Source organism: Acinetobacter sp. UBA5934 (assembly GCF_002430855.1).
In the GTDB taxonomy this organism is placed as follows: domain Bacteria; phylum Pseudomonadota; class Gammaproteobacteria; order Pseudomonadales; family Moraxellaceae; genus Acinetobacter.
The window spans coordinates 1083-13650 of record NZ_DJDC01000155.1; the positions used below are offsets into that span (position 1 = coordinate 1083).

The 12568-nt window shown below is 41.0% G+C and carries 15 protein-coding genes and 2 pseudogenes; 6 read left to right on the top strand and 11 right to left on the bottom strand.

Annotated elements, in window-relative coordinates; translation table 11 throughout:
- Positions 1-164, bottom strand: a 164-nt coding sequence (locus tag B2Y23_RS10700; RefSeq protein WP_288384765.1) for an uL13 family ribosomal protein, incomplete at its 3' end; no start/stop codon positions are given.
- Between the two features lie 215 nt (positions 165-379).
- On the opposite strand from B2Y23_RS10700, the gene B2Y23_RS10705 reads away from it, so the two are divergent.
- From B2Y23_RS10705 to B2Y23_RS10720, 4 genes are all read left to right on the top strand, one after another.
- Positions 380-805, top strand: a complete 426-nt coding sequence (locus tag B2Y23_RS10705) for a hypothetical protein (RefSeq protein WP_291356717.1) — start codon at positions 380-382, stop codon at positions 803-805.
- A 79-nt stretch (positions 806-884) separates the two neighbouring features.
- The gene (pdxA, locus tag B2Y23_RS10710; RefSeq protein ID WP_409449796.1) at positions 885-1853 is read left to right on the top strand and encodes a 4-hydroxythreonine-4-phosphate dehydrogenase PdxA; all 969 of its coding nucleotides are present in this window, start codon (positions 885-887) and stop codon (positions 1851-1853) included.
- A gap of 19 nt (positions 1854-1872) precedes the next feature.
- A complete protein-coding gene (gene rsmA / locus B2Y23_RS10715; protein WP_291356715.1) occupies positions 1873-2685 on the top strand; it encodes a 16S rRNA (adenine(1518)-N(6)/adenine(1519)-N(6))-dimethyltransferase RsmA in 813 nt (270 codons plus the stop codon).
- A gap of 15 nt (positions 2686-2700) precedes the next feature.
- A complete protein-coding gene (locus B2Y23_RS10720; RefSeq protein ID WP_291356732.1) occupies positions 2701-3534 on the top strand; it encodes a symmetrical bis(5'-nucleosyl)-tetraphosphatase in 834 nt (277 codons plus the stop codon).
- 61 nt (positions 3535-3595) lie between these two features.
- Here B2Y23_RS10720 and B2Y23_RS10725 read toward each other — a convergent pair whose 3' ends face one another.
- From B2Y23_RS10725 to hflX, 9 genes and pseudogenes are all read right to left on the bottom strand, one after another.
- A complete protein-coding gene (locus tag B2Y23_RS10725; RefSeq protein ID WP_291356713.1) occupies positions 3596-4045 on the bottom strand; it encodes a DUF2147 domain-containing protein in 450 nt (149 codons plus the stop codon).
- Positions 4046-4202: 157 nt separating this feature from the next.
- On the bottom strand, positions 4203-4652 hold the full coding sequence (locus tag B2Y23_RS10730; RefSeq protein ID WP_291356711.1) for a DUF2147 domain-containing protein: 450 nt from the start codon (positions 4650-4652) through the stop codon (positions 4203-4205).
- A gap of 164 nt (positions 4653-4816) precedes the next feature.
- Entirely contained in the window at positions 4817-5266 is a 450-nt protein-coding gene (locus B2Y23_RS10735; RefSeq protein WP_291356709.1) for a DUF2147 domain-containing protein, read from the bottom strand.
- 149 nt (positions 5267-5415) lie between these two features.
- Positions 5416-5862, bottom strand: coding sequence for a DUF2147 domain-containing protein (locus tag B2Y23_RS10740; protein ID WP_291356707.1), 447 nt, complete (start codon positions 5860-5862; stop codon positions 5416-5418).
- A 162-nt stretch (positions 5863-6024) separates the two neighbouring features.
- Positions 6025-6471 (bottom strand): DUF2147 domain-containing protein, encoded by a 447-nt coding sequence (locus B2Y23_RS10745; protein ID WP_291356705.1) that lies wholly within the window; start codon positions 6469-6471, stop codon positions 6025-6027.
- 86 nt (positions 6472-6557) lie between these two features.
- The gene (locus B2Y23_RS10750) at positions 6558-7232 is read right to left on the bottom strand and encodes an LrgB family protein (RefSeq protein ID WP_291356703.1); all 675 of its coding nucleotides are present in this window, start codon (positions 7230-7232) and stop codon (positions 6558-6560) included.
- 9 nt (positions 7233-7241) lie between these two features.
- Positions 7242-7466: pseudogene (locus B2Y23_RS10755) on the bottom strand (hypothetical protein); the annotation flags it as partial.
- Positions 7447-7785 (bottom strand): hypothetical protein, encoded by a 339-nt coding sequence (locus B2Y23_RS10760; protein WP_291370748.1) that lies wholly within the window; start codon positions 7783-7785, stop codon positions 7447-7449. The pseudogene B2Y23_RS10755 and the gene B2Y23_RS10760, both read right to left, overlap by 20 nt.
- Before the next feature lie 43 nt (positions 7786-7828).
- Positions 7829-9160: a ribosome rescue GTPase HflX gene (hflX, locus tag B2Y23_RS10765; protein ID WP_291370750.1), complete on the bottom strand. Its 1332-nt coding sequence runs from the start codon at positions 9158-9160 to the stop codon at positions 7829-7831.
- A 361-nt stretch (positions 9161-9521) separates the two neighbouring features.
- Between hflX and B2Y23_RS10770 the strand changes: the two genes are divergently transcribed.
- Positions 9522-10355 (top strand): lysophospholipid acyltransferase family protein, encoded by an 834-nt coding sequence (locus tag B2Y23_RS10770; RefSeq protein ID WP_291370752.1) that lies wholly within the window; start codon positions 9522-9524, stop codon positions 10353-10355.
- 6 nt (positions 10356-10361) lie between these two features.
- Here the strand turns inward: B2Y23_RS10770 and B2Y23_RS10775 are convergent, their stop codons facing one another.
- Positions 10362-11972 (bottom strand): phospholipase D family protein, encoded by a 1611-nt coding sequence (locus tag B2Y23_RS10775; RefSeq protein WP_291370754.1) that lies wholly within the window; start codon positions 11970-11972, stop codon positions 10362-10364.
- Positions 11973-12083: 111 nt separating this feature from the next.
- Between B2Y23_RS10775 and B2Y23_RS10780 the strand changes: the two are divergent.
- Positions 12084-12568, top strand: a pseudogene (locus B2Y23_RS10780) (phosphohydrolase); the annotation flags it as partial.

A 12568-nucleotide genomic window follows, 5' to 3' on the forward strand; every position in this document is an offset into this window, starting at 1 on the left:
ACGATGTAATCACCAGTGTCAACGTGAGGAGTATAAGAAGTTTTATGCTTACCGCGTAAACGACGAGCGATTTCAGTCGCAAGACGACCTAAAGTTTTGCCAGAAGCATCAACAACGTACCAGTCGTGTTGAACTTCAGCTGGCTTAGCGCTGAGAGTTTTCATTAAACCACTACCTATTATAGTTGGTTTGGACGGTGGAATCTGTCCAAACAAAAGGAGACCGAATTCTACCTGAAAGACAGCAGAACCACAATGAAAATATAAAATTTCAAGCGCTGTATTATAAGCCTCTGTTCGAAATTTAACTAGTTGTTTTTACGATTTCATGTTAATTCTTCATTTATACATAGATATAAAAATATTAAGCAAAAATTTTCATGAAAATTACAGCAAAAATAAAAAATTCATCGCAAGCGACCAAGATACAATGTATCGGGTTGATGCTACTGGCACATGTCATTCCAACTCTATATATACCTTTGTATTTTATCATTATTCAGCCAAATTCTGCGGTGTGGACTATGTTTGTGTTATTGGCTTTGATGGTAGCTATTTCTTGGGGAGTAGCTCTTTTACCCATTTTAATTTATGGCATTGCTTTGTTTGTTCTTGCAGCACCTTGGGCCTACTGCATATTGATGCTATTGCTTTTCACTGCTCTTTATTCGCTGTATCGTTATATTCCTTCCTTAATTTATCGCTTCCTCATCTATGCTACAGTCTTATCTGTAATTGCTGTATTGACCTATATTGCGTTATTTGTTGCGTACTTATCAGGCGTTTTTATTCCACCTGCCTCCTAAATATATAATGAAAAGAAACGGTATTTCTGTTTTGGATTCAGTAAAATAATCCTACTCAATGAATCTGTATAGGTCAGTCATGCTTCCTTTATATGTCACCAGTGGTGAACCCGCGGGTATTGGTCCAGATATTTGTTTAAGTTTGGCCGATCGTGTTGATGAGCGTCCCATTGTGGTTCTGGCTGACATGAATTTATTAAAACAACGCGCAGAAAAATTAAATGTTCAGGTAGAGCTGATTGAGTATCAGGCCCAGACAGCATTTTCCGCTGAAGGGCAACTCTATGTGGAGCATGTACCTTTAGCGACCGAAGTAATTCTCGGTCAACTCAATGCTCAAAACGCAGCCTATGTATTGGAACAGTTACGTCGCTCTGCAGACTATGCCATGACTGGTAAAAGTGTAGGAGTAGTAACTGCACCGGTGCAAAAATCTGTCATTAATGATGCCGGGATTCATTTCAGTGGGCATACCGAGTATTACCAAGAATTTGCTGGCGTTGATCGTGTGGTCATGATGCTCGCTACCAAAACCTTACGTGTGGCGCTGGCAACTACTCATCTTCCGTTACGTGCGGTAGCAGATGCGATTACCCAAGAACGTTTGCATCAGGTGATTGATATTCTGATTCATGATCTGAAAACCAAGTTCAAAATTGAACATCCTCATATTCTGGTGTGTGGTCTTAATCCACATGCCGGTGAGGGCGGCTATTTGGGTATGGAAGAAATAGAAGTGATTAATCCCGTACTGGAAAGTTATCGTGCAAAAGGCATCAATATGAGTCTGAGTTTGCCTGCGGATACTTTATTTACCCCAGAAAATTTAAAAGATGCCGATGCTGTTTTGGCGATGTATCACGATCAGGGTTTACCTGTGCTAAAATCACAAGGTTTTGGTGAAGCCATCAATATTACTTTAGGCTTACCGTTTATCCGTACATCCGTCGATCATGGCACAGCACTCTCCCTTGCAGGTACTGGACTGGCAAAAAGTTCAAGTTTGCACGTTGCTGTCGATTTAGCACTTGATCTGGCACGTTATTAATTCACGTTGGAACTCTTTTATGTATCAAATTAATGCCTTAAACCCAAAAGATGAAGGGCATCATACGCGTAAGCGTTTTGGTCAAAACTTTTTACATGACCAACGTGTAATTGCCAAAATTGTCCGCTCAGTCAATCCGCGTGCTGGTGAAAATATTGTTGAAATTGGTCCTGGTCTCGCGGCCCTCACTTCACCCTTAATTGGTGAATGTGATGCTTTAACCGTGATTGAATTAGACCGTGATTTGGCGGCAGGTTTACCGGGTCGTGTGCCGCATCCTGAGCGTTTAACCATTGTTGAAACCGATGCACTGAAATATGACTTCACCAATTTATTTGCAGAAGGTCGTCCATTACGTGTGGTTGGCAACTTACCGTATAATATTTCCACGCCCTTGTTGTTCCATCTCTTGGAATTTGGTGACAAAGTCAAAGACATGCACTTCATGTTGCAAAAAGAAGTGGTGGATCGTATTACCGCATCGCCAAATACCAAAGAATATGGCCGTCTGTCGGTGATGATTCAGTATTTCTGTAAACCAACTTTCCTGTTTGAAGTACCTCCGGGTTCATTTAATCCACCGCCTAAAGTAACTTCTGCGGTATTCCGTTTAGAACCATACGCTGTTAAACCGATTGTAGCTAAAAATGAAAAAGCCTTGGCCCGTCTGGTTTCCCATGTCTTTACCCAGCGTCGTAAAACTTTACGCAATAGTTTAAAAAGTATGTTGGTTGAAGAGGGGTTTGAGAAAGCTGGTGTAGACCCAATGGCGCGCCCAGAAACTTTAACTTTGGCTCAATTTGTTGCATTAGCAGATCAAATGGTGGATTAAGTGACAGCGTCGAATATTCGATACAATTATGTGATTGGTGATGTTCAGGGCTGCTTCGAAGCCTTAAAAGCTTTGTTGAAAGAAATTAAGTTCGATCCGGATCAAGATTTTATCTGGTTTGCAGGCGATCTGGTGGCCCGGGGTGAAAACTCGATTGGTGCATTACGTTTTGTAAAAAAGCTGGTTGATCGTGGTGTTGCAGCGACGGTATTGGGTAATCATGACTTGACGCTTTTAGCATGTGCACGTGGTTTAAAAGAGCTGAAAGAAAAAGACAATACCCGCGATGTGATTGATGCGATTGATAGCGATGATTTGATTGACTGGTTGCGTAAACAGCCTTTATGTTTATTTCCGAATGAGCAAACCATATTGACGCATGCCGGTATTCCTTGCCTTTGGTCCGCAGAGCAAACTGCTGCCTTCGCCAAAGAAATTGAAGCAGTGATTGCACACGACGATTTTAGCGTGGTGGATGCTTTCCTGGCTGATATGTATGGCAAAGAACCTGATCTTTGGTCGGATGATCTAGAGGGTAATGCACGTTTACGTTGCATTACCAACTATTTAACCCGTATGCGTTTAACCAACAGCGAAGGTCGTCTAGAGTTCAGCTTTAAAGATTCACTGGATGATCCGATGCCAGCAGGTTTTCAACCATGGTTTGAGTTTGAATCCAAAGCAGCCCAAACCCATCAATTGATTTTTGGGCATTGGGCAGCCTTACAGGGTAAAACCATTAATTCACAGATTCAGAATGTCGATGGTGGCTGTGTTTGGGGTAAGCAGTTGATTGCTTACCGTCTGGAAGATAAACAGCTGTTTAAAGTCGATAATCCGGTAATGTAATCACTCAGATCAGCAAAAATAAAAAAAGCCACATGATGTGGCTTTTTTTATCAGTATCGATTTAGTCTAGTCGAATCCAGGTTTGACTACGTCCTAAGGTGGACACACCCATATAAGCTCTCAAAGTTAAACGTTTACCTGTCGCATTCAGTCTGACTTTTGCGTCATAAACTTTTCCGGCTAAGGGATCAATCACCCGACCTTTTTCATAGTTATTGGTTCCTGCTACATGCTTTAGGCCTTTAATAATTTCCATACCCAAAATTGGATCGTTGGTATACGGAGCAGGGCATTTATTACATGTTTCACGCGGAGTATAGCCAGGACGAGGGGTAATCTTAATAATTTTACCGGTATAGGTGTTATTGGCTTCTTTATCAATTTTAATAATGGCTTTGGCTGAACCGGTCTTATCATCAATCTGTTGCCATGTTCCAGAGATATCCTCGGCAAAAACATGAGCACTAAAAAGTGCACTCGCTAAAGTCGCAAGCAATAGATTTTTGTACATATCAGACCTTCAAAAATTGGTTCACTTTTTACAAAGTCGATATATTAGATAGATTAAAATATTAGTCAATATTGTACTGAATAAATTAAAAAAAAGAATTCCTTTTTACATGAAAAAGCCACTGCATAGAGTGGCTTCTTAGCATAATAAATCGGGCTTAATCCAGACGCAGCCAGGTTTGACTGCGGCCTAGTGCTGAGATCCCAATATAACCACGTAGGGTGAGGCGTTTTCCATTCGCATTCAGTCGAACTTTGGCATCATAAATTTTGCCTGCCAACGGATCGATGACCCGGCCTTTTTCATAGTTATTTGTACCTTCAACATGCTTTAATCCAGTCAGTACATCCATACCTAAAATAGGCTGATTGGTATAGGGTGCAGGGCATTTGTTACATGTCTTTTGTGGTGTATAACCTGGGCGAGGTGTCACTTTAACAATTTTACCGGCATAGGTATTATTCGCATCTTTACGAATTTCAATAATAGCTTTAGGTGAACCGGTTTTGTCATCAATTTGTTGCCAAGTACCCGATAGATCTTGTGCCAATACATTCCCACTAAAAACTAAACCGGCAAGAGCAGTAAGTAAGATATTTTTTTTCATATAATTTCCTACGGTTGTGGTGAGTAATTTTTTATAATCTATAAAAACCATATTAGGATCGTTTGGAAATTAGTCAATATCGCGTGTCATCAAAATGAAAAATAATGTGATTTATTTGTATATCAGTGAATAAAAAAGCCACATAGTGCGGCTTTTTGTCATATTTAGTCGTTTCTAATCCAGGTCTGGGTTCGGCCCAAAGCAGAAATTCCTATATAACCACGTAAGATAAAACGTTTACCGTTAGGGGTAATTCGTCCTTTCAAGCCATATATTTTTCCGGTTAAAGGATCAAGTACCCGACCGTTTGCATAATTATTGCCATCGACATGTTTTAGACCCTTAAAAACTTCTAATCCCAAAATAGGCTGATTGGTATAGGGCGGAGGACATTGGAAACATGTTTCGCGGGGCTTATAACCTGGGCGTGGGGTGACTTTGATAATTTTTCCGGAATAAGACCCATCTGTTTGTTTTTGAATATCAATCAGTGCTTTAGGTGAACCTGTTTTATCATCAATTTGAATCCATGTACCAATGATGTCCTGAGCAAAAACTGAAAAACTGCTTGATAGCGCTACGACACATGTAACGGTGATTGCTAATTTTTTCATAACATTCCCTCATTTGTATAAGTCAGCGATCCTGTTGACTTATTTAAAGTGGGGGCAGAAATACGAAATTAAGCGATCTTTGAGAATAACATTTTTAGTTGCTTATTCGTATTATCTACCCATTTATGCTGACCTGTAATCTGCACAATTTAATCTTGTTTAATCCAGGTTTGGCTGCGGCCAAGTGCGGACACACCGACATAACCGCGGAGAGTAAGACGTTTACCATTAGGACTAAGCTTTGCTTTGCCGCTATAGATTTTACCGTTCAGTGGATCCAGCACTTTGGCATTCACAAACTGATTCTCGCCGGAAGATTTCAACCCCGTTAAAATATCTAAGCCTAAGATGGGTTTATCGGTATAAGGTGCCGGACAATTGACACAGGTTTCTCTAGGGGTATAACCCGGACGTGGAGTTACTTTGATAATTTTTGCCGTATAAGTCCCATTGCTTTCCTGACGCATTTCAAGGATCGCTTTTGCCGAACCGGTTTTATCATCAATGGTTTTCCAAGTTCCGCTAAGATCATTTGCCAACACATTCCCACTGAAAACTACACCAACAAAAGCAGCAAATAATAGATTTTTCTTCATATTAACTCCTGGGAGTGTGGAAAATATTTTTCTTGTCTGTATTAAAGATATAGTTGTCGTTTAAATATTAGTCAACCCATTGCTTCATAATAATGAAAAATAATGTGATTTATTTGTATATCAGTGAATAAAAAAGCCACATAGTGCGGCTTTTTGTCATATTTAGTCGTTTCTAATCCAAGTCTGACTGCGGCCCAATGCTGAAACACCGACATAACCACGCAAGGTTAAGCGTTTACCGTTTGGACTTAATTTCGCTTTCATACTGTAGACATGACCAGTAAGGGGATCGATAATCTTGCCCTGAGTAAAATTGGATCCACCGGCCGGTTTTAAACCTTTTACGACATCCATACCTAAAATAGGCTTATTGGTATAAGGTGCAGGACAATTCACACAGGTTTCTTTAGGGGTATAACCCGGACGAGGCGTTACCTTTACAATTTTCGCCGTATAAGTGCCGTTACTTTCTTGACGAATTTCAAGGATCGCTTTTGAAGAACCGGTTTTATCATCAATGTTTTTCCAGGTTCCCGAAATGTCTTCAGCAAAAATAGTGCTACTGCTGGCAGAAAGAAGAAGGGCGGCTAAAATTTTAAAATTTTTCATCAAAAAACCTTATGATAATTTTATAAAATATTTTTTATCATAAGGTTAAATTTTGACTCTACAAATGTTTATTGGTGATTCATCAGTCACATATTTTGCAAATAAAGTATAAATGTCGGTAACCAGATGGCGGTAAATACAGCATTTACTGCCATACCAAACGCAGCATAGCGTCCTGCGACGCTGCCTCTTTGCCATGCCTGAGCTGTGCCAATAGCATGAGCCGCCAAGCCTAAAGCCAGACCTGATGCACGTTCATCATTAATATGCCGCAGGATCAAGGGAGAAAAGGCTGCTCCAATTACGCCGGATAAAATCACAATAAGAATGACCATACTAATAGGCGCATGGAGCAGGGTGGCAATATTAATGGCGATGGGTGTGGTTACGGCACGAGTAGCAAATGCCATAATGCTTGAATCGGTCATATGTAATAAATAGGCAAGCCCCATCGGTAACGCGACCGCACTGATACTGGCAAAAACCAGAATGCCGAGCATGGCTTTCAGTGGCAAATCATCATAACGCATGGCCGCCAAGGGAATGGCCAATGCGACGGTGACATAGCCTAACAGACGGTTAAACAGTGGGTTGACCTGAGCCATATAGGATGTATAAGGAATTCCGAATACAAACAACAGTCCAATAATCAAAAACATCCCAATTACAATAACCGGAATTTGTGGCAGGCGTTTATTAATCGGTTTTGCGACAAGATAGGCAATCAGGGTGATGAAAAAACCGGAGAGTACTGCAAACATATAATTTCCCTATAACCAGCGCTTGGACATTTTTGCATAGACCCACAAGGGTATAAGGGTGCTCACTACCAAAACAAAAAGAAATAGCGGAATTTCTTTACCCATATGCACCAGCATAATTAAGGAGCCTGCACAAATGGGTAAAAAAGCAAAACCACTCTCTTTCATGACTTTATTGTTAGTATCGACAAGTCTTAGCGGGATTTTCTTAAATTTACGCCAAATGAGTAAAACGANNAAACATCACCAGTAGAAAAGCCGGCATTTCTTTGCCCATATGAGTCAGCATAAGCAATGAACCTGCGCTAATCGGTAAAAAGGCAAAAGCACTTTCTTTCATAATCTTGTTATTGGTATCGACCAAACGAGTCGGTAATTTATTGAAATTTCTCCAAATAAATAAAGTCACCAACAGGCTGATCAAGCCCACGAGATTGCCCAGTTCAGGATGAAGAAATTGTGTGGTTAACCATACTGCTCCTTCGCGGAAGCAGATGATTAAGGCCAGTGTGCCAATCCAGGCCGGCCAGTCGATTGTTTTTATCCAGTCCATTTTTACCAAGTATTATAATTACACTTATCACGTTTTAACTGATTTATCTTTTTATTTCAAATTCTTCAAGCGGCCGCTCAAATTGTGCAGCTTTATGTCCCAGAATTTCATCTATGGGCAAATGCGCCTGTTTAATCAGCTGTTCAAGTTTTTGCGGTGCCATAATCACATGCAAATGCAGATTACCGGCATCATCATAATTTTCAGATTGAATGACATTCAGGGCATACAGTTGGGTACGCAATTTGCCATATGCAGGCTTTAACATCAGCTCGAAACTTTGCATTTGGCCCATCAGACATTCTTGCACTGCTTGACGTAACAGGTCTAGTCCTTGCTGAGAATGCGCGGAAACATAGACACGATCAGGTAAGTGCGGTTTGGCATAGACAATTTTGGCATCTTCACCACTGATATCAATTTTGTTGTAAACACGCAGTACCGGCACATTGACGCCAATTTCTTTTAAAACAGATTCTACCGCTTCAATCTGTTCAAGCATATCTGGGCTGCTAGAATCAATCACGTGAAGTAGCAGGGTGGCTTCCAGGGTTTCTTCCAGAGTTGCCTTAAAGGACTCGACTAAAGAATGCGAAAGATTACGCACGAAACCCACAGTATCTGCCAGTACCAGACGTCCAATGCCATCCCATTCCAAACGGCGCAGCGTGGGGTCTAGGGTTGCAAACAGCTGATCTGCCGCGTAAACATCGCTCTTGGCCAGAATATTAAACAGGGTGGATTTACCGGCATTGGTATAACCGACTAAAGAGACGGTCGGAATCGCGGCTTTTTGTCGTGCAACACGGCCTTGCATACGGGTTTGACGAACTTTATCCAGTTTGGTTTTGAGTTGCCCCATGCGGATACGCAGTAAGCGGCGGTCAGTTTCAAGCAAGGTTTCACCCGGGCCACGTAAGCCAATCCCGCCTTTCTGGCTGTCGAGAGTACCCCGGCTACGCACTAAACGTGAGGAGAGGTGCTGTAACTGTGCCAATTCAACTTGCAGTTTACCTTCATAGGTACGGGCGCGTTGGGCGAAAATATCTAAAATCAGTTCGGTACGGTCAACCACACGGCATTGCATGATTTTTTCTAAATTGCGGGCTTGAGCCGGGGTCAGAGAATGGTCGAAAATGACCAGGCTGGCTTCCAGGTCCTGTACCAGAGCGGCAATTTCTTCTGCCTTGCCAGAACCAATAAACAGTTTGGGATCAGGTCTTATACGTTGAGCGGTAATATGTTCGAGAATTTTAGCACCGGCAGATTCGGCCAGTAAATGAAATTCTTCTGCATCCAGGTCGTCTAACTGCTGTACCGATACACTCACCAAGATTGTTCGTTCACTACCCTGATGTTGCTCAAAATATTCCACTAAGGATGATCTCTACTGCATGATTAAAGATTTATTTTAGTAGAAAAAGCGCAGATATAGTGAAAAATAGCAAAAACATAACAAAGCATCGTAACAAGATATTCATTCAATAAAAGGTTGTTATCAAAAGCTATTCATCAGTGTTTGGCTAATGATAAGAAATTGGTTTCTGTATTTTTCAGACCAGTCCAAATCATCAATAATATTTAATAAAATAAATCACTTATGAGTTTTATTTTTAATTTTTTATAGAGAAATAGTCACTTTCGGCGGGTCTGATCAATGCAAGATTAAAATGAACAGTATAGAATGACAGCAAATAAATGATTAAACGCTGTAGCTGGTAATTAGTGATCAATCTATGACTCAATCCTCTGTAACTGAAACTTCATCGTTAAATGGCCTGTCTAAATTTTTCTTATATAGCAAAAAGTTAGTGACGGGTTTAGGGGCGATTATTCAAGGATTTTATCTGGTTTTTCGCCACCGTTTATATAAAGACCCGAATAATCCGTGTAATACCCGTTATGTACAGCATTTTTGCCGTCAGTTATGTAAAGTCTTTAACCTTGAAATTCAGGTACATGGCGTGATTCCACGTGAACCGGCTTTATGGGTGAGCAATCATGTTTCCTGGCTGGATGTAGCAGTTCTCGGTTCAGGAGCGCGGGTGTTCTTTTTAGCCAAAGCTGAAATTGAAAAATGGCCTTTATTTGGGAAACTGGCCAAGGGCGGTGGCACATTATTTATTAAACGTGGTTCTGGTGATTCGATTAAAATTAAAGAGCAAATTACCACATTTTTAAAACAGAATATTCCTGTGCTGTTTTTTCCAGAAGCTACCACTTCAGATGGCAGCAAAATTAAAAAAATTTATGGCCGGCTTTTAGGTTCTGCCATTGAAGCAAATCGTCCAGTACAAATTTGCCTGATTTGTTATGTCAATCAGGATGGGCAACTCGATACAGTCGCGCCGTTTGTAGGCAATATCAGTTTTGCTGAACATGTCAAAAAAGTGCTGGAAATGCCCAAAGTCACCGCACATTTAATGGCATTACCGGCAATTGCGGTTCAGGGACATACTGTTGAAAGCCTGACTCAGGAAGTGCAAACACAAATGATTGAAGGCTTAGCCCGACTACAGCAAAAAGTGCTGAAAACGTCATCTTCAACACTTCTAGCCAAGCAGTCATGAGGGCGCTTACATAAAACCTTCCAGCGGTAACCAGGAAATCATTTTCACCCCAGCTTTTTGCCACCATTTCATCTTGGGTTCTTTCTGATAGGTTTTGATGCTGCCATCATGGCGTTTAATTTTCCAGTTAATATTATTGTTGGCATCTAAAACCAGTTTGTAGGCATATTTAGCCAAATTTTGGTTCATGGTTTGATGTACAGTTTTGGCCAGATTCGGGCTGTCCAGCAATACGCCAATTTCTGTATTTAAATAGGCAGAGCGTGGGTCAAAATTGAAAGATCCAATAAAAACCTGCTTTTCATCTATGGTCATGAGTTTGGCATGTAGGCTGGAACGACTTAAACCTTTGATGTTGACCTTGGCTTTTTCTGCAATTTCCTTGGTATTGGCATTCAGGTTTTCGGTTTCCGGCACAGATAGAAACTCATACAGTTCGACATTGTTCTGGAGTAAATTCTTGCGATATTTGCCATAGAAGGCATGCACCAAAGCCACGTCATTGGCTTTAAAGGAATTTGTCAGTACCCGCACATTGATATTGTTTTGCGCCAGATCACTCAGCATCTTTTCGCCTTTTTTTTCCGGGACGAAATAAGCGGAAATAATATCGACACTGTGTTCGGGTTTTTCCAAACGGTTAATCAGCTGAAAATTCAGATGTTGTTCTTTTTTTGCCTTGGCCCTGATTTTACTCGGTGAATCACTGACGACTTCTGCTTTGACCCAGTCAAATTGAATACTGTTATTCAGCCACTCTTCAAAAGCATGTGATCGGGTGGCTAAATCAAGATAGTTTTGCACGGCAATGCTTTTTGAATGTTCCTCGAGTTGCTTTTTCAGGCTGTCAAACCGCAAGGAATAATGTCTCGGATTGACAATTTGCTTGACCGGAAATGCGTAATCATCATTCCAGTATTCATCAAAGGAATGAATGATTTCATCTGATGCAGCGCCGACCAGCATCACATCCACATCGGAAAATTGATAATTGTCACTGACGTTATAATACTGGTTACTCATATTGCGACCACCAATCAGGGAAATCTGGTTGTCTGCAATAAAACTTTTATTATGCATGCGGCGGTTAATCCGCTTTAAATCCAGCACCATGTCCATGGCACGGTACTGTCTAAAACGGTAAGGATTATACAGGCGCACATCAATGTTTTGATGCTGATCGAGCGCCAGATAAATGCCTTCCATCTTTTTGGCATTGTTGTCATCCATCAGCAGACGAACCTTTACGCCTCGGTCAGCCGCTTTAATGATAGAGTGCAGAGCCAGCGCTCCGATTTTATCGTTGTCCCAAATATAGTATTGTAAATCTAAAGTTTTTTCTGCTTTATCAATTAAATGGATACGTGCGGCCAAAGCTTCAAGCGGGTCGTATAAAACATGATAACCGGTAAGATTTGGATTTTGTTCCCTTAAAGGCAAAATGATTTTAGCCAGTGAGCTGTGTTCAGTTTTGGTATCGAATGAATATTCAACTGGCTGGGGAATCTGTTTGGGAAGGGTCGAGCATGCAGGAATTCCCAAAATCAAGCTACAACTCAGCAATACTGCGGTTTTATAGGTACTTGTGTGCGTTGTTTGCTGAGAGAGTCGTGCCATAGATTGTAAACAATACCAAAAATTGGTTTGAGTATAATTGTGAGCTATGAAAAGATAAATATCAGAATAGATGAATGATGTAATATCGTCGCAATCATTAGAGAAGGTAGTATGTGGGATTCGCACTTAGTTGCTTTTTATTTTTATATCAGTTTCGCTTTAATCGCGTTGTGGGGGATAGCGCAGGCGTGGTTAAGCCAGATGCGAACAGAGACCATTCATCCTTTTAAAGCTTTTGTCCACTTATTGGCTTTTTATTTATCTTATTTACTTATCCCTTTATTTTTCTTTAGCCTGTTTGCCGGCTGGAGTGGTTATTACTCTATTCACCAGGCCATATTTATTTTCTTGTTGAGCTGTGTACTGATTTATGCCCGCTTTATCGAGCCCCAGCATGTTATGGTTCAAACCCTGCAATACCAGCTTAATCCGGAACAAAAGCTGCAGCGTCCAGTCAAACTGGCCTTGATTGCCGATTTACACATTGGCCTGTTTTCTGGGCATGAACGCCAGCTGAAAATTATTGTCGATAAAATTAATCAGCAAAATCCCGATCTGGTGATGGTCGCAGGGGACTGGACCTATGAACCTGAAAA